Origin of the sequence: Paenibacillus phytorum (assembly GCF_013141715.1) — a bacterium.
In the GTDB taxonomy this organism is placed as follows: domain Bacteria; phylum Bacillota; class Bacilli; order Paenibacillales; family NBRC-103111; genus Paenibacillus_E; species Paenibacillus_E phytorum.
The window spans coordinates 60569-79127 of record NZ_WHOA01000263.1 but is presented as its reverse complement, the minus strand read 5'-3'; the positions used below and the strand labels follow the sequence as shown (position 1 = coordinate 79127).

Genomic DNA, 18559 nt, shown 5'->3' with positions numbered 1-18559 from the left:
ATTTATAGGTATCACCTATCAACAATTCTCAACGACTATTCAGAAACCCCAATACTTTTAATGATGACTTTCGGTGAAACATTTACTGTTGCTTCAGATAGCGCTTTTCCCCAGTTATCCTCTACCTTCTTCCAGTCTTTATTCTGATATGCGCGTACATGGACACCAAACTGAAAAGGATCTACTTGATATTTTTGAGCTTTCTTGATTAATGCCTCGCATTCTTTTTTCAACTCTTTTTCAATGACTTGTTCTAACTGTTTTTTCTTCTCATCTAAGTTGAGGTCAAACGTGCGCTCCGTCAAATCGATCTGAACCTTCATCTTAATATCGATTGTAAGATCGCCGCCTTCGAAATTCGCTTTAATCTTTGGATTTGCCTTTTTTATATTGAAACTCACATAGGACAACTTTTCATCCGTATGGAACATTTCAGGAGGTAAGTGAAACGTTAAGGGTAAAGGGTTATTCACATTGCGCTGTAATAATAGGAGCAGAGAACTTTCTTGATGATTTAAAGAAGTCGCATAGGTGCCGTCTTTATGTAAAAGAACAGTACCTGAAATAACGAGGTCATTTTTCTCTACTTTCATTTCAGTTAAAGCAGGCGTCATTCCTTTATCCTTCATTTGTTGATGAAATTGCTGTAGTGAAGTTTGTACGGTAATCCTGCTCTTATATGCGCTTTCTAGCTGTTGTTTAATCACATTGGGGACTATGCCTTTATCACTCATGTTCGTAAACATCACATCTTTAATGGTCCCGTCAACCACAATCACATTCGCATTAATCTCATTTCGGGAATCGCGGAAGAGAACATCCAAATAGGGAAATGCGTTTCTTTGCTGCAGCAGTTTTTTTCCTATAAGAACATTTTGCGATTTTCCGTAAGCAAGGTTGCCGCTCGTCTTACTATTAATTTCCCCTTTTGATTTGCGCATCGTTTTAGCACTTGTTGATGTGATCTTATATCTATCTGTGGCTTCTTTGTTGAAGACAGGAGTTGACGTGTATACGATTAGCTTATTATTCTCATCAAAATCTATGCCCTCTGTAAGAACAAATTGTTGATTCTCTAAATAAATGGCTTTACCGCACCCAGGTACAAACAATAAAATTGCCAATGTTAGAAAAATGTAATTGAATTTCTTCATTGTCGATGTTCCTTTCTTCTGCGATGAAAAAACCATCCGTAAATCCAAAGGAAAATGGGGAACACAAGAGCGAAGCATAAACCTATAGTCCCCTGTGATTCGCCCATTATAATTATTTGAGAAGAAGTAGGGATAAAAAAGAAAGACATTACGATCCATAGGATCATATTTATTCGTAATACATTTCGATGATCCTGCTTGCCAAATAATTGACTTGTTCCTAGTACAGCCATATAGAGGTAAGGAATAATCGTCATAAATATGATAAACAAATAAAAGGATAGGCCAATAATCTCCAGCCGTTCCAAAAAAGGCAATCGGATAACTTTCAATAAGTTGAGCGTGGGATAAACGTAATCTATGACCTCAACTGGAGAGAATTTAACAAAACAGATGACAGTAGTAGTTAAGTAGATCATCATCGATAAGGAATTTGCAATAACAATCCCCTTGGATGCTGATTTCTTGTCCTTTAGAAAAGGATAAAGAATGAAAGCCAATTCAAATCCAAGGAAAGAAAATACGGTTGATTTTACATTAGAAAGAATGGGAAACAATCCTCCTTTTCCAATCGGAAGAAGGTACATCCACTCTACATCCTTTAGTGTTAATAACAACAAGAAAGGCATCCACAAAGTGATCATAAAAACAAACTCAGCAAAGAGTCCGATCACCCTTATTCCCTGCTTGGTAATCATATAGATGGGAACGATAAACAGGATCATTAAGATGAAGTTCCGTATATCCGGAACGATCCATATCTTTAAGATATGAATCGTTGCAAGCATGACTGTAATTGCTGAATATGCCGCAAACAGTATCCATGCTACCGTTAACCCTTTACCCACCCACTTACCAAAGTATTTAGTTAAAAGTTCGAATAACGTATACTCGGGATTTTTCTCCATAACTCTAATGATGACTAAGCTTAGCAGTATAGACACAATCCAACCCAAAAAAATGGATATCCATCCGTCGGTACCAGCTGTTTTAGCTAAATCGCGAGGCAGGGATAGGACACCGATCCCAACTTGGGTTTCACAAATAATAAAGATGTATTGTTTCAAGGAGATTTGATTCATCGAATATTTGTTCATTCGGAAACTCCGATACTTTTGATGGCAACTTTAGGTGAAACATTTACTGTTGCTTCAGATAGAGCTTTTCCCCAGTTATCCTCTACCTTCTTCCAGTTTTTATAATCGTGTGCCCGCACATAAATCCCAAAACCAAAGGGGTCTACTTGATTCTTTTGAGCTTTCTTAATTAAATCCTGGCACTCTTTTTCAAGTTCTTGTTCAATCGCTTGTTCCAACAGTTTGCTCTGTTTCTCCATGTCTAAGGTAAACATACGTTCCGTTAAATCGATCGGAACCTTCATCTGGATATCGATGGTAAGATGGTTTCCTTCGAACTTTGTCTTGAAATTAACCTTTACCTTATTCATATTGAAACTCACATAAGACATTTCTTCATCCGTATGAAACATCTTAGGAGAAAGGTGAAACGTTAACGGTATGGGTTTGTCCGTATTGCGCTGCAATAATATCAGTAGAGAACTTTCTTGTTTATTGAAAGAGGCAGCATAGGTACCATCCTTATGTAATAGAGTAGTCCCTGAAATAACGAGATCATTCTTCTCTACTCTCATTTCAGTTATGCAAGGCGTTATTGCATTATCCGTCATTTGTTGATGGAATTTCAGCAGTGTAGTTAGCACTGAAATTCTGCTTTTATATGTGCTTTCTATCAATTGTTGGATCGCAACAGCTATTCGGCCTTTATCACTCATATTCGTATGCATCACCTCTTTCACAGACCCATCAAGCACAATCACATTTGCATTAATTTCATTTTTGGGATCGCGATAGAAGACATCCAAGTAGGGTAATACATTTGTTTGCTGCAGCATTTTTTTTCCTATAAGAATACTTTGCAATTTTCCAGCTGCAATATTGCCGCTTAGTTTCGACTCGAGTTTTTTCCTCGATTCACGCATCGTATCCGCAGTTGTGCTTGTAATTTTATATCTATCCTTAGCTACGTTACTGAAGACAGGACTTGAAGTGTAGACGACCACCTTCTTTTCTTCATCAAAATCCATACCCTGAATAAGAAGAAACCGTTGATTCTCTATATAAACGGCTCTGCCGCACCCGGTTAACCATAATAAAGCTGCCCATGTTAAGAAAATGCTCTTCCATTTCTTCATTGTTTCTGTTCCTTTCTAGTGAGATGAAACAGCCATCCGTAGATCCATAGGAAAATGGGGAACACAAAAGCGAAATAGGTACCTGCCATCCCCCACGATTTGCCCATTTGAATGATTTGGGAAGAAGAAGGGTGGAAAAAGAAAGACACTAAAATCCATAGGGACACGAGTACTCGTAAAACATTTCGATGATCCTGCTTGCCGCATAATTGACTTGCTCCCAACACAGCTGTGTAGAGGTAGGGAATGATCGTCATAAATAGCATAAACAAATAAAAGGAAAGAAAAGTGATCTCCAACCGTTCTAAAAACGGCAATCGGATGAGCTTCAATAAGTTGAGCGTGGGATAAGCGTAGTCTTTAATTTGATCTTGAGAAAACCTAACAAAACTGATAACTGTCACCATTAAAAATACAAACATGGATAAGGAGTTTGCAATTACAATTCCCTTGGTCGCGGATTTTTTGTCCTTTAGAAACGGATATAGAATGAAAGCCAGTTCAAATCCAAGGAAAGAAAGGATCGTTGATTTTGCGGTAGACAGAATGGGAAGCAATCCTTCTTTACCGATTGGAAGAAGGAAAAGCCAATGGGTATCTTTGAATGTATAAAACAACAAGAAAGGCATCCACAAAGAGACTAGAAAAACTAACTCAGCAAAGATTCCGATCACCCTTATTCCATGCTTCGTAATCATATAGATGGGAATGACAAACAGGATCATCAAGATAAAGTCACGAATATCCAGTATGATCCATACCTTTATGATATGGATCGTTGAAAACATGACCACACTTGCTGCTAATGTCGCATACAGAACCCAAAGAACAGATAAACTTTTACCCACCCACTTGCCAAAGTATTTAGATAAAAGTTCGATTAACGTATATTCGGGGTTTTTCTCCATAATCCGAATGATGATTAAGCTTAACAGCATAGACAATATCCAACCTAATAAAATGGATATCCATCCATCCTTACCGGCAGTTTTCGCTAAATCGCGGGGAAGGGATAAGACACCGATCCCGACTTGCGCTTCAAATATAATAAAGATGTATTGTTTCAAAGAAATTTGATTAAACGAATATTTATTCATGGTTGATCTTCACCTTCTCTGTTTGCTCCCTGTCTTTGTAGTTGAGTTGGATCAGCCGAGACCGGACGTTTTTTCATTTTCCACATGGGGACCCGAATCCATACGTCTTTCCAATCAGACAGTCGGATGGGAGCAACTGGACTTCCATAGGAAACCCCAAAAGATTCCATTGAAATAAGGTGAGCCCCAATAATCATCAGCCCTATCACAATGCCTACCATACCGAACAAAGAGGCCATAATCATCATGGGAAAACGGAGCAATCGCAGCGAAGATGACATGTCGTAATCAGGGATAATAAAAGAGGAAATAGCTGTGATAGCAACGATAATCACCATTATATTACTTACAATTCCCGCTTGAACCGCCGCCTGACCGATGACAATACCCCCTACGACTCCAATTGTTTGTCCAATAGGGCCTGGAAGACGCAAACCTGCTTCCCTTAACATCTCTAGGGCTAGCTCCATGAGAAACGCCTCTACAATCGGAGGAAAAGGTACCTTTGCTCTGGATTCCCCAATCGATATCAATAAATCCAAAGGTAGTACTTCATAATGAAACGAAACAATGGATATGTAGACAGCCGATAAAGAGATCGTCGTAATTAAGGCTAGAAAACGTAATAAACGTAGAAAAGTAGCAATGATCCAACGATTGCTGTAATCATCGACACTTTGAAAGAATGCCGAAAAGGTTACAGGAGCAATGATCACACTGGGTGAATGGTCGACAATGACGACTATTCTTCCTTGCAAAATATGAGCTGCAGCAGAATCCGGACGTTCCGTCATGATTAATTGTGGAAAAAGACTTATCGGATGATCTTCTATAAATTCCGCTAATTCTCCCGTATTTAGAATGGCATCCACATCAATTTGCAGCAGACGGTCCTCCATTTCTTTCACGAAATCAGGTTGTACAACATCTTCGAGATACATCACAGAAACTCTCGTATTTCCCCGAGATCCGACGAAATATTCTTTTATTTTCAGTTCGCGATTAGGAAGATAGCGCCTGATAAGGGCAATGTTCTGCCCCGATGTCTCTACAAACCCTTGATGCGACCCCTTTAACGTCGATTCGATTTGCGGCTCTTTAATCGCTCTTTGAGGCCAGCCTTGCGTATGTAAAGCAAGCGAACGCGTCTGCCCATCAATGAGTAGGATGCTTTTGCCTTGGAAAATCGATTGTTCAATATCTGACCATAAGGTTACAATTTCTGTTTTTGCTATCGTGATGGAAGAGCTCCAAATATCGTTAACCGATTCGATTTCATAAATAAGCGGTGTTAAAATGTTATTATTGATCGCTGATTTATCAATAAGTCCTTCCAAATAAACAAGTACAGCATTGTCCCCTGTTCTTAATTGAAACTGACGAGTAACAAGATCCGGGGCATGACTAAATAAGGCTTGTAGGGTAATTAGGTTATTTTCGAGGGTCCCTGAAATCGGGTGATTAAGATGATCAGATGATTTCTTGATTGGAGCTGATTTTATGCCATTTAACCATCTACGGATCGTCCCCATCCCTGCACCACCATTCTAATATCATGTACCCAATAGTTTCCCATATATAGGCAAAATTATTCGGAAACCAACGTCATGTAAACAAAAGCAAAGAAGCCATCTGGATATATCATCCAAACAGCTTCAAATAGCAAATTAATACAAGTTGCACTATCCTAATTTATCAATGAAATTTTCTGGATTTTCAGTTGATGACGTACCTTGCGGCAATAGCGGTTCATACATCATTATGGCATGATTCTCAGTCACCCATTCATCACCAACAATTTCACTTTCCAAGTTCAGCACTCTGCGATGTATCTCATTATGGCGAACATAGCCGCCCCAGTATTCGCGCGTAATCCAATGCTTGTTCTCATAAATTTCATAGGTATGCATTGCTGGCCTAACAGCACGCCACTCCCCAACCAAATGAGTATCGGTCACCCGGATAGCGAGTTGAAACTCCTCCGTCGTCTCATTTAGGATTTGCAAGTCTAAATAATTATAGAAACAAGTTGCTCCGCTTCCAAAAGGCTGACTTCTTCCCGCATCCGGAAATACGTCATAGCTATGGCGATACCTTTCCGTTACGGTAAGTGGTGTATGCAGTGTCATCCAGTAGATTAAATTCGAAAGCTGGCATAACCCACCTCCAACCCCCTTCTGCACCTGCCCATGAAAAAGCACCATGCCGTCCTGATAGCCTTTACGCCGTGTTGTGCTGCCAATTAACCGCCAATAGGAGAATGTTTCTCCTGGCTTCACAATGACACCGTTTAACTGCTTGGCTGCGATCTTTAGATTAATCACTTTATTATGTTGTAGCCACATATCTACATCCTTTAGCTGCCTAAGGAGTGGCGTTTTATGTGAAAATAGGAGATAAGGGAGAGGCTCCGCTTGCTTCGCTTTGGCGTAGTTCTTACCATCCATATACCACTGAAGATACCTTTTAAGTCGATACACCTTTTTACCAAGGAATATTCTTGCTCGGCTTCGGTTGATTGGTTTAAGCAAAGAAAAGCCTCCTTCAACAACAGACAATTTCTTCGATCATTTTGAGCAAAAAGCCGCCATTGCCAGTAATTCACTGACTTGGCGGCTTTTTTTATACTCTTAGAGCTTTGAGATAACTATGGAAATGATAATACCAGAAACTGAAATCCAAAAGAAATAAGACTTTACGATCCTACCAATCAATGAATCTTGAAATTGAAATTGTTTCTTTTGATCATGTTCCATATTCAAATCTGTGACTGATCCGCTATTGCCGCCTAAACCAGTTACACTAGTAAATCCTTGGCTCAATGCACCTTTTGCAATACAAGTTACAATAAGCAATAATAAAGAACCCATGAACAAATAATTGGAAATCTGTATCAACATGAAGTCACCAATCCTTTCCATTGTCCTCCTTTTATCATAATTTGAAATATATTCCATGTCAATAAGCCGCCAAACCCCAAAAAAAAGCACCCTCATGCTGATGGTCTTGGACGACCAATTGGCATGAGGGTGCGCTATCTTCTATGCATTTTGTAGATATGATTCCATAGCCTTAGCTAATTTCTGCATACCGAGTATCGTGTTCGCACGATCCGTATGCGTGTAATTCAGGCGCATCGTGTTGTATTGTGGATTTTCGGCGTAAAATGTGGATCCTGGAACAAACGCGACGCCTTCTTTTACCGCGATTTTCAGCAGATCTTCTGCACGAATATGCGCTGGAAGCTCCACCCAGATGAACATGCCGCCCTTCGGTTCTTCCCACTTCAGTCCAGGCCAGTTTAAATCTTTCAATAGGCCTGACATGAATTTCATCCGATCCAGATATTGCTCACGAATTAAGGAGATATGTTCGTCGAGATCAAAGTGCTCAAGCAAATGATACAGCGTTTGCTGATCAATCGTGCTGGAGTGCAGATCCGCAGATTGCTTAAAACGAGCAATTTGGCGAATAATGGTTTCGTCGCCCATTACCCATCCTGTTCGGAAGGCAGGAGCGACGGTTTTGGAGAATGTGCTGGTGTAAACAACATTCCCTCCTTCAGCTTTGCCACCCAGTGAGAAGATCGTTGGATAGGTTTCGCTTTCGTCAAACTGAATTTCCCCATACGGATCATCTTCCAGAATAAGGACTTCCGCGCCGCGGCAAATATCCAATAAGCCTTGACGGCGTTCCAAGCTCCATGCACGGCCTGCCGGGTTGGAGAAGGTCGGAATGACATAAACCATCTTCGGATTGTGCTTCGCAATTTTGGCCGATAGATCTTCAAGAATCATACCGTCTTTATCGCTATCAACCGAATAAATCTTAGCGCCTTTGGCTTGAAACACTTGAATCGCCGCCAAATACGTCGGGCTTTCAACAAGAATGACATCGCCTTCATCAATGTAAACACGCGTCATAAGATCAATCGCTTGCTGAGAACCCGTCGTCAGCAGCATCTCGTCAGGTGTTACTTGCATATTCTTAGCAGCCATCCGCTTGCATAAGGATTCACGAAGTGGCTTGTAGCCCTCAGTCAAACCATATTGCAGCGCTGACTTCCCGCCGCCAATCACTCTTTGAAACGCATCAGCAACCGCGTCCAAAGGAAAAAACTCTTCAGCAGGCAATCCGCCGGCAAAAGAAATAATCGAACTGCCTTGTGTCAGCTTGAGAATTTCTCTTACCGCCGAGGATGAGAAACCTTCCAGCGACTTAGAAAATCGATATTTCATAAATGGACGCATCCTTTCGCATTTGTAGAAAGCACCCCTCCTCGTTATGCTTGGAGGTGAGGTGCTTATCTGGGTGGTGCCGTGGACTCAAGGTTATTAAATCAACGTAACGTTGCTTCTGTTGCTTGTCGGAGTTTTGCGTTTTTCAATGAGCCTGTTCACAGCGTCCAAATACGCTTTGGCGCTTGCTTCCAGAATATCCGTTGAAATACCGCGACCTTGAAAGGATACATCATTCTGCTTAAGAACTACATGAACTTCGCCTAATGCATCTTTGCCGTGGGACACGGATTTGATGGAGTAGTCGTCAAGTTCGACGTCTTCCTTCGTTGCTTTATCAATCGCATTATAGATCGCATCAACCGAGCCGTTACCGACTGCGCTTTCCGCCACTTCGGTGCCGTCCTGGAAGCGAACATGCACGGTTGCCGTTGGTGTCATCTGGTTGCCATAAGCAACCTGAAGCGTGCCAAGCGCGAAAATTTCCGGCGTCTCGATCAGTTTCTCTTCGATCAATGCGCGAATATCTTCGTCTTCAACTTGCTTCTTGCGATCTGCCAAGTCTTTGAACTTAGCGAAAGCCGTATTCACTTGCTCGTCACCAAGATCATACCCAAGATCAATTAGCTTCTCACGGAACGCATGGCGTCCTGAGTGTTTACCCATCACGAGCTTACTTTCCTTGACCCCGATGGTCTCAGGGGAAATAATCTCGTAAGTCGTTTTCTCTTTGAGCATCCCATCCTGATGGATGCCGGACTCATGGGCGAACGCGTTAGCGCCGACGATCGCCTTATTGCCTGGCACCACCATACCGGTCAGCTTGCTGACCAAACGGCTGGTGCGATAGATTTCTTTCAGCACAAGCGAAGTTTTCGCTTGGTAGAAATCCTGGCGCGTCTCGAGCGCCATCACAACTTCCTCGATCGAGGTGTTGCCCGCTCGCTCGCCGATGCCGTTGATGGTGCCTTCGATTTGATCGGCACCGTTCAACACCGCCGCTAGCGCGTTAGCCGTAGCCATTCCGAGGTCGTCATGGCAGTGCGCGCTCAGCTGAATCTTCTCAATGCCTGGCACGGTCTCCTTCAGCATTTTGAAAATATTGCCATAGTCGTACGGTGTCATAAATCCGACTGTATCTGGAATATTCACGACGGAAGCGCCAGCACGAATAGCCATTGCTGTTACTTCTGCGATGAAATCCAGCTCAGTGCGCCCTGCATCTTCGAGTGAAAACTCGATTTTGCTGAAATACTTTTTCGCATATTTAATCGCTGCTTCGGCTGTTTCCAGCACTTGGTGTTTCTCCATCTTCAGCTTATGCTGGCGATGAATAGGAGACGTCGCTAGGAATAAGTGAATACACGGGTCCTGAGCGCCCTGTAGCGCTTCACGGACGGCCTCGATGTCACTCTCCTTCGAGCGGGACAAACCGATAACAGAGGCATTCCTGACGGCTCTCGCAACGGCATTCACACCAGCCAAATCACCTGGCGATGCGGCTGGGAAACCAGCCTCCATACGATCAACGCCAAGCTTCTCTAGCTGCAGCGCGATCTCGACTTTCTCCTGCGTGTTCAGGTTCACACCTGGCGATTGCTCTCCGTCTCTAAGCGTTGTATCAAAGATGTAGATTTTGCGCACCATGTCACCTCCTAAAAGATTTCGATTGTTCTATTAACCATCGAAGTTGAAAACCATGACCGTTCCGGTCTTCAGCATTTGCTTCCGATCACTTCTTGAAAATACGTCCCCTCATCCACTTAAACCAAAGGTTGGGACACGTTTTCAAAGGCGAACGCTACGCTTCTCCAGCAAACACTGAGCCCTCCACTGGGTAGTCCTTCGAAGAATTAAAAGGCACACTCGCAAATTTTTACTCGTCTTTATAGTATTCACAGGGAGTGATTGGGAAATTCTCCTCAATCACTCCCTGTGGAAGGTACAGCTATAAATTAGTACTTATGATTACTTTTTGATCCAGTGCATCATTTCACGAAGTTCTTTACCAACCACTTCGATTGGGTGCTCTGCTTCATTGCGACGAGTTGCGTTCATGAAAGCAAAGTTGGATTGGTTTTCCAAGATGAAGTCGCGAGCGAATTTACCTTGTTGAATATCAGTAAGAACAGCTTTCATTGCTTTTTTCGTTTCAGCTGTGATAATACGTGGTCCAGTTACATAGTCACCGTATTCAGCTGTGTTGGAGATGGAGCTGCGCATGGAAGCAAGTCCACCTTCATACATCATATCAACGATCAATTTCAGCTCGTGTAGACACTCGAAGTAAGCCATTTCAGGTGCATAACCAGCTTCAACCAATGTTTCGAAACCTGCTTTAACCAGTTCAGAAGCACCGCCACAAAGAACAGCTTGCTCACCGAACAAATCAGTTTCTGTTTCTTCACGGAAAGAAGTTTCGATAACGCCTGCACGTGTACAGCCGATACCTTTTGCATAAGCAAGACCGATTGCTTTTGCGTTGCCAGTAGCGTCTTTCTCGATTGCGATCAAGCCAGGAACGCCAAAGCCTTCAACATAAGTACGACGTACCATGTGGCCTGGGGATTTAGGAGCTACTAAGAATACATCTGTACCTTCAGGAGCTACGATTTGTCCGAAATGGATGTTGAAACCATGGGAGAACATGATTGCTGCGCCTTTTTTCATGTTCGGTTGAATGGACTCACGGTAAACGCGAGCTTGTGTTTCATCCGGCATCAAAATTTGGATCACGTCAGCGCGTCTTGCTGCTTCTTCAACGGATACAACTTCGAAACCATCATTTTTTGCAGAATTCCATGAACGACCTTCACGTAGTCCGATAATAACGTTCAATCCGCTGTCACGCAAGTTTTGTGCTTGTGCGTGCCCTTGGGAACCATAACCAACAACTGCAATCGTTTTACCTTTAAGTACCGCTAAGTCTGCATCTTTTTCATAATAAGTAGTAACTGCCATTCGAATAAATCCTCCTTTGATATGATGAATCCGTAATTGTCTACCCCTTGAGTGGGTGTTTCAACGATTTACCCTCTGAAGCATAAGCGAGCGCTGACATCATCAACGATCATCCTTTTAAAGCGCTAAAGAGTACACCACTGAAAGCCCCACTCAAGGAGGCTTTACCTCTTTACCTAAACTGCCTAATTACTTATTTAACTGAACCGCGAATCATCGCTGTGACTCCCGTGCGGGAAAGCTCACGGATGCCATAAGGACGAAGTAATTCGACCATAGCATCTATTTTATCTGAATCTCCTACAACTTGCACGATAATTGAGGCTGGCCCAATATCTACAACCGCTGCGCGGAACGTCTCTACAATACCAAGTATTTCCGGACGCATAATCGGTTCTGCATTTACTTTAATGAGTGCAAGTTCTCTGGCAACCATTGGGTTCGAGCTTAGGTCGATGACTTTAATGACATCAATCAGCTTGTACAATTGCTTGGAAATTTGCTCAAGTGTGTTGTCGTCTCCTGTGGTGACGATAACCATTCGGGAAAGTCCGAGTTCTTCGGACTCCCCTACGGTGATGCTTTCAATATTGAAGCCTCTGCGTCCGAACAAACCGGATACACGCTGCAGGACACCAGGCTGATTGTTTACGAGTACGGAAACTGTATGTTTAGTTGTCATTATTCCGAATCCCCCATTAACATGTCACTAATTGTATCGCCTGCTTTAACCATTGGGAACACATTCTCTCCTTTTGGTACGACGAAATCAATAACGACAGGACCCGGTGTATCGAGTGCTTCCTGCCATGCTCTTCTTGCTTCTTCTTTCGTCGTGGCACGCAAGCCTTTTACGCCGTAAGCTTCTGCCAGCTTCACGAAATCAGGGCTGCCAGCCAAGTCAATATGGCTATAGCGGTTATCATAAATGATCTCCTGCCATTGACGAACCATGCCCAGCACTTGGTTGTTAATAATAACAACCTTCACCGGAATGTTGTTAATCGCGCAGATCGCAAGTTCTTGCGCACACATTTGAACGCCGCCGTCGCCATTAATGGAAACAACCAGCTTATCCGGGTTACCCATTTGTGCGCCGATCGCGGAAGGGAAGCCAAAGCCCATCGTACCAAGTCCGCCGGAAGTTACAAGAGAGCGTGGGTTTTTGAACTTATAGAACTGTGCAGCCCACATTTGATGTTGACCAACGTCAGTCGTTACGATCGCTTCGCCCTTCGTCGTCTCACTAATCATCTCGATAACGAATTGTGGCTTCAATTCCGTCTCGGTTTGGCCATATTTCAGAGGGAACTTCTCTTTGCTTTCCTGAAGTTCAGCAATCCACGCTCCGCTCTTCGCAGGCTTTGCTTTGGTGTTCGCATATTCCAGAACAGCTTTCACGTCGCCAACACATGGGATATCGGTCTTCACGTTCTTGCCAATTTCCGCAGGATCAACGTCAATGTGAGCGATTTTCTTCACTTTTGGAGCAAAACCGTTCAAATTCATCGTCACGCGGTCATCGAATCGGGAGCCGATAGAAATCAAGAGATCCGCATTCTGAATGGCTGTGTTCGCTGTAAACGTCCCGTGCATCCCTGGCATTCCGAGCCATAGCTCATGCGCGCTTGGGAAGCCGCTTAATCCGAGCAAGGTTGTTGCAACCGGAATCTGTGTTTTATTAACAAACTCGATTAATTCTTTGGACGCGTCTGCGTATACAACACCGCCGCCTGCAATAATGACCGGACGTTCTGCTTCTTCGATAGCTTTGATCAGCTTATCCACTTGCAGTTTATTCGGTTGCACCGTTGGGTTATAACCGCGGATACTTACATCTGTTACGGGTTTAAATATCGTTTTATGAGCGGAGACATCCTTAGGAATGTCAATAAGAACCGGACCTTTACGACCTGAGTTCGCTATATGGAACGCTTCATGAATGATGCGCGGTAGATCGTTCACGTCTCTAACCAAGTAGCTGTGTTTGGTAATAGGCATCGTAATACCCGTAATATCAGCCTCTTGGAAAGCATCCGTACCAATGAAGTTTGTAGCAACGTTACCTGTAATGACGACTAACGGAACGGAATCCATATATGCTGTAGCAATTCCTGTGACGAGGTTCGTTGCCCCCGGTCCGGAAGTTGCGATACATACACCAACTTTACCAGTGGAACGTGCATATCCATCAGCTGCGTGAATGGCGCCTTGCTCATGTCTAGTCAATAAGTGGTTAAAATCATCAAAACCATGCATAGCATCGTAGATGTACAGAACAGCGCCGCCCGGATATCCAAAGACGCAGTCCACACCCTCCAGCAATAAGCTTCTTAGCAGGATTTCGGAGCCTGTAATCAGGTCCGGCTTCATAAGCTTCTCAATTAATTCTTCTTTTGACTTCTTTGGTTCAGTTTGAACATTCATTGTGATCCTCCTCTCAAAAAGTAAGTTCATGTGAATCATCGAGCTTTCTTAGACAATAAGAAAAACCCCTATTCATCCCATACACGCACGTAACGTGTAAACGGGACGAAAGGGGTTCAAGCTTCCGTGGTACCACCCAAATTTGCTACGCGCCTCACAGCACATAGCCTTAGCAGGTATGTTCATGAAGAACAATACCCTCAGCACGATAACGTGTGCTCTTCCGATTTCCCCTATTGCCTACGGCCGTGCCGCAAGTTTCAGGAAAACAGCTCCGAGGTGACTTCGTACTTAAGGGATTAAGGCGATGGTTTCAGCAAGTCCAACGCTCTCTGCGCATAAGTGCCCTTATTACTTCTTCCTCTTCATAGCCGATTCGTTAGTGTAGATCACCATATAGAATATGGTTAAAGATTATTATATGCATCCCCCGAAGAATAGTCAATAGTCAAACTGAATAAAACAAAATCAGGTGAGAGAAGATAATACTATTCTAGGAAAATTAGGGGGCTGCTGATGAAATCGTCCCTGCCAATCCCTTTCCCGCTTTCAACAGACCTGCAAGAGAATATTGAACTGCTCCTGAAAAAGCTTGGGACAAGTTCGGATGTCATCATTCGCCGTATGGATATCGGCATCTTTCCCGATACCAATGCGATTGCTCTTGTGTACATAGAGGGTCTCGTTAAATCGGAAGCGGTTAATGATCATATTATCAAGCCCCTTCTAACTTCTCAAGAAACCGAGTTTTACTGGAACCAAGAAATCTGTTTTCATGACTTATTGAGACAAGCTTTAACCATTAGTCATTTGACCGCTACGATTGAGGGCGTAGACCTCTTAGCAGCTCTCTTGGACGGTAACACCGCCATTATGGCTGACGGCTACAATGAAGCATTAATCGCCGGTACAACAGGGTGGGACAAGCGTGCCATAGAGGAGCCTCAAACACAAACCGTCGTAAGAGGTCCAAAAGAAAGCTTTACAGAAGACTTGCGAACGAATACCTCCTTGCTGCGGAGGAAAATTAAATCCCCCGATCTTCGGTTTATTAGCCTGCGATTAGGTCGATACACGCAAACTGAAGTTGTCATCACCTATTTGGATGGAATTGCTGAAGATCAAGTCGTTCAAGAAGTCAAGAGTCGCCTAGACAGGATAGACGTCGACAGCATCCTTGAGAGCGGGTACATTGAAGGATTCATCGAAGATAGAACCTACACCCCATTCCCTACCATCATGAACTCAGAGAGGCCAGATGCCGTAGCAGCCGGCCTTCTGGAAGGACAAGTGGCCATTATCGTCGATGGAACTCCTTTCGTTCTGCTTGCTCCAGTAACCTTTTTCAGATTTCTTCAATCGAGTGAAGATTACTATCAACGCTTTGATATCGCTACTTTCGTCCGCTGTATTCGTTATATCTCTTTCTTTGTTTCCATGCTGCTCCCATCCTGCTATATCGCCGTCACAACCTTTCATCAAGAGATGCTGCCGACAACTTTGCTGATCAGCCTGGCCGCACAGCGGGAAGGCGTCCCTTTCCCCGCTATTGTGGAAGCTCTCTTGATGGAAATTACGTTCGAGGTTCTTCGGGAGGCTGGCATACGAATGCCTCGTGTCATCGGTTCCGCCATATCCATCGTTGGTGCACTCGTACTGGGGCAAGCTGCTGTGCAAGCTGGTCTTGTTTCGGCAGCTATGGTCATTGTCGTTTCCTTCACGGCCATCTCCAATTTCGTTACACCAGCGTTAAACATGGGGATAGCTGCCCGATTAATCCGATTCATCCTTATGCTGCTAGCTGGTACATTTGGCTTGTTCGGGATCATGGCAGGATGCATGGCCATCTTGATTCATTTAGCCTCTCTCCTTTCTTTCGGAGTCCCTTATCTAACGCCTATTGCCCCTCTAGCTTTACCAAAGTTTAGAGATATTCTCATCCGAGTTCCATGGGCGAAAATGCCTGGTCGCCCCTTAAGCAAAAACTACACCAGACAAGCACCGAACATGAAGAAGTCTCCACCAAAGAGGGATAATCCCTGATATGCCATTAAGGAGGTGCTATGTGAATGGGAAAAAACTTCCTTCACGGTTGGTTTCGCTTACTAACAAGCATCTTCTTATGCCTACTGCTATCCGGATGCTGGGATCGGATCGAGTTAAATCAACTCGGAATTACAGCAGCAACAGCCATTGATTGGAACGGGAAAGACTGGACTGTTTCTTATCAGATCGTCATTCCACAATCGATTTCGAGTCAAAGCATGGGTGGAAATGCCGGCCAGCAAGCACCTGTCAGCGTATTCTCTACGAGCGGCGGTACCCTTCGAGGCGCGGTTCAAAAATCAAGTTTGGAAATGCCGCGTGCTATGTTTTTTGCCCATAATCGAATTGTTGTCATTGGTGAACAGGCGGCAAAGCACGGCATTTCCCAGCTCATGGACATCTATTTGCGCAATTCGGATGCTCGGGAGACTGTCAGCGTATTAGTAACGAATGGGGAAGGAAGAAGAATCCTGGAGCAGGTTGCGTCCATTGAGAAGCTGCCTGGAGCTGCCGTTCGCAATATGATTCGCAATGAAGAAAAAAACGGCTCTAATTTTAATCAAATGATGATTCAAAATGTCATGATGGGAATGACGAGTGACTCTTCCTATACATTGATTCCTGAAGTGATCATTTCTGGCACTGGCGTTGGCCCTAACTCTTCTATTGCTGAATTAAAGAAAACAACATCTGCAAACAAATTAAAATTGGGCAGACTTGGTATTTTCAAACAGGATAAGCTCGTTGGCTGGTTTACATCCGATGAAGGATACGGAATTAATTGGATCCGGGACACAATTAAACAGACCGTTTTGCATTTTGGCTGTTCCAAAGGCAGCAAAGATCATAAATCGGCGATTCGAATCACCAAAGCGACAAGCAAATTGAAGCCGATCCTTGCAAAAGACGGGCAATGGATAATGAAAGTGGAAGTACATGCTGCTGGTGTTCTTATTGAGAATGGCTGCAATGACGACCTCTCAAAGATAAAGGGTATTAAAGCCACGGAAGACATTGCGAATGAGGAAGTTACGAACTTAATGATCAAAGCCTTTCAATCTGCTATCGAGAAAAATACGGATGTATTTGGTTTTGCAGATGTGATTCACAGAAAATATCCTAAGGTATGGAAGAAAATAAAGAACGACTGGGAAGAACAATTTCCTTCCCTCCAATTAGAGCCCAGTGTTCATATTAAAATTGACCGAATTGGAATGAGTAATAAGCCTTTTAAGCAACTACTGCATGACCACGAATAGTAAGTTATGGAAGGAGGCTTGCTATGGAGCGCATCAGCAATTACCAACTAGCCGTCACGATCATGCTTTTCGAAATAGGAAGTACACCCTTATTTGCCTTAGGCAGCGGCGCTAAGCAGGATTCTTGGCTTGCCATGCTGTTCGCCGCTGCAGCGGGTTTGCTTTTATTAATCATGTTTTTGTATATACAACGAATAGCACCAGAAGAGTGTCTGATCGGGCTCTTAAAGCTGTGTTTCGGGACCAAAATAGGAACAGGGATTGGGATCCTCTTTGCCCTTTATTTTGCCTATGAATCCATGAGAAACCTTCGAGATTTTGGAGAGATAACGAATCTAACACTGCTAAGCTCGACACCCCAATATGTGACTATGCTTATTATTGTATTACTTGCTACTTACGCGGTTGCCATGGGTATCGAAACATTCTCCAGAGTGAATGAGGCCCTGTTACCGCTTATTTTCGTAAGCTACGGAGCATTGATATTATTGATTTTGATTTCTGGAATCCTCCATAAAGACAACCTGTTACCTATTCTCGATAATGGACTTGGTCCTGTTATCAAAGCCGCATTCCCTGACATTTTATCGTTTCCATTTGGACAAATGGTGCTGTTTTTTATGATATGGCACTTGTTGTCTGAGAAGCAAAAGATTAAGCGAATTAGTATACTCTCTTATCTCAGTGTTGCCGTTTTTTTAATTTTGATGAATATTTTAAACCTGATGGCGCTTGGGACAACCCTTGTTGCAAATAGTACCTTACCTTTTTTACAGGCCGTTCAGTTAATACAGGTTGGTGATATTTTAGAGCGACTTGACGTTATGGTCACCTTGCTCTTATTTCTTGGTTTATTTGTGAAAATGACCGCATTCTACTGGGGGGCCGTTTATGCATGTACCCGATTATCGAGTTCAACAAGTAGACGCCTGTGGATTTTCTATGTGGGTTTTATTATTTTTATCACATCTTTTATAGAACCGAACTATACCTATCACGTGTGGCTTGGCTTGAATGTTAGTGTGAAGTTTTTCCCAGTCTTTCAAGTCGTTATTCCGCTGTTGATGTTCGTGGTTGTGCTGTTTCGTAAAAATCGTCGATCAGAAACACCATCCAACGTTTAAAAACCTCGTCCATTTTATGCAAAAAGAAGCCTGCTCCCTAA

At 43.3% G+C, this 18559-nt stretch carries 15 protein-coding genes; 3 read left to right on the top strand and 12 right to left on the bottom strand.

Going from position 1 to position 18559, the window contains the following annotated elements; genetic code table 11:
* Positions 1-35 precede the first annotated feature (35 nt).
* The 12 genes from GC098_RS39430 to ilvB all read right to left on the bottom strand — a co-directional run bounded on the left by GC098_RS39430 (position 36) and on the right by ilvB (position 14089).
* Positions 36-1124 (bottom strand): Ger(x)C family spore germination protein, encoded by a 1089-nt coding sequence (locus GC098_RS39430; protein ID WP_171649770.1) that lies wholly within the window; start codon positions 1122-1124, stop codon positions 36-38.
* Positions 1125-1150: 26 nt separating this feature from the next.
* Positions 1151-2251 carry a GerAB/ArcD/ProY family transporter gene (locus GC098_RS39425; protein ID WP_171649769.1) on the bottom strand — a complete coding sequence of 367 codons (1101 nt, stop codon included), beginning with the start codon at positions 2249-2251 and terminating at the stop codon, positions 1151-1153.
* Positions 2248-3366: a Ger(x)C family spore germination protein gene (locus tag GC098_RS39420; RefSeq protein ID WP_171649768.1), complete on the bottom strand. Its 1119-nt coding sequence runs from the start codon at positions 3364-3366 to the stop codon at positions 2248-2250. Before GC098_RS39420 ends, GC098_RS39425 begins: the two co-directional genes overlap by 4 nt.
* Positions 3363-4463 carry a GerAB/ArcD/ProY family transporter gene (locus GC098_RS39415; RefSeq protein ID WP_171649767.1) on the bottom strand — a complete coding sequence of 367 codons (1101 nt, stop codon included), beginning with the start codon at positions 4461-4463 and terminating at the stop codon, positions 3363-3365. Before GC098_RS39415 ends, GC098_RS39420 begins: the two co-directional genes overlap by 4 nt.
* Positions 4460-5995 carry a spore germination protein gene (locus tag GC098_RS39410; RefSeq protein ID WP_171649766.1) on the bottom strand — a complete coding sequence of 512 codons (1536 nt, stop codon included), beginning with the start codon at positions 5993-5995 and terminating at the stop codon, positions 4460-4462. Before GC098_RS39410 ends, GC098_RS39415 begins: the two co-directional genes overlap by 4 nt.
* Before the next feature lie 150 nt (positions 5996-6145).
* Positions 6146-6994, bottom strand: coding sequence for a VanW family protein (locus GC098_RS39405; protein ID WP_246359233.1), 849 nt, complete (start codon positions 6992-6994; stop codon positions 6146-6148).
* A 99-nt stretch (positions 6995-7093) separates the two neighbouring features.
* Positions 7094-7420 carry a hypothetical protein gene (locus GC098_RS39400; protein WP_216625596.1) on the bottom strand — a complete coding sequence of 109 codons (327 nt, stop codon included), beginning with the start codon at positions 7418-7420 and terminating at the stop codon, positions 7094-7096.
* An 84-nt stretch (positions 7421-7504) separates the two neighbouring features.
* Complete coding sequence (locus GC098_RS39395; protein ID WP_171649764.1) at positions 7505-8701, bottom strand: aminotransferase-like domain-containing protein; 1197 nt, start codon at positions 8699-8701, stop codon at positions 7505-7507.
* Positions 8702-8797: 96 nt separating this feature from the next.
* Complete coding sequence (locus GC098_RS39390) at positions 8798-10345, bottom strand: 2-isopropylmalate synthase (protein WP_171649763.1); 1548 nt, start codon at positions 10343-10345, stop codon at positions 8798-8800.
* A 324-nt stretch (positions 10346-10669) separates the two neighbouring features.
* Entirely contained in the window at positions 10670-11662 is a 993-nt protein-coding gene (ilvC, locus tag GC098_RS39385) for a ketol-acid reductoisomerase (protein ID WP_047681140.1), read from the bottom strand.
* A 193-nt stretch (positions 11663-11855) separates the two neighbouring features.
* On the bottom strand, positions 11856-12344 hold the full coding sequence (gene ilvN / locus GC098_RS39380; RefSeq protein ID WP_057305082.1) for an acetolactate synthase small subunit: 489 nt from the start codon (positions 12342-12344) through the stop codon (positions 11856-11858).
* Entirely contained in the window at positions 12344-14089 is a 1746-nt protein-coding gene (gene ilvB / locus GC098_RS39375; protein ID WP_171649762.1) for a biosynthetic-type acetolactate synthase large subunit, read from the bottom strand. The genes ilvN and ilvB overlap by 1 nt, the downstream gene beginning before the upstream one ends.
* Positions 14090-14605: 516 nt before the next feature.
* Here ilvB and GC098_RS39370 point away from each other — a divergent pair.
* Genes GC098_RS39370 through GC098_RS39360 form a run of 3 tightly spaced genes read left to right on the top strand, consistent with a single transcriptional unit; the run spans position 14606 to position 18518 of the window.
* Entirely contained in the window at positions 14606-16132 is a 1527-nt protein-coding gene (locus GC098_RS39370) for a spore germination protein (protein ID WP_171649761.1), read from the top strand.
* Positions 16133-16158: 26 nt separating this feature from the next.
* Positions 16159-17394, top strand: a complete 1236-nt coding sequence (locus tag GC098_RS39365) for a Ger(x)C family spore germination protein (RefSeq protein WP_171649760.1) — start codon at positions 16159-16161, stop codon at positions 17392-17394.
* 23 nt (positions 17395-17417) lie between these two features.
* Positions 17418-18518: a GerAB/ArcD/ProY family transporter gene (locus GC098_RS39360; protein ID WP_171649759.1), complete on the top strand. Its 1101-nt coding sequence runs from the start codon at positions 17418-17420 to the stop codon at positions 18516-18518.
* Positions 18519-18559: the final 41 nt, after the last annotated feature.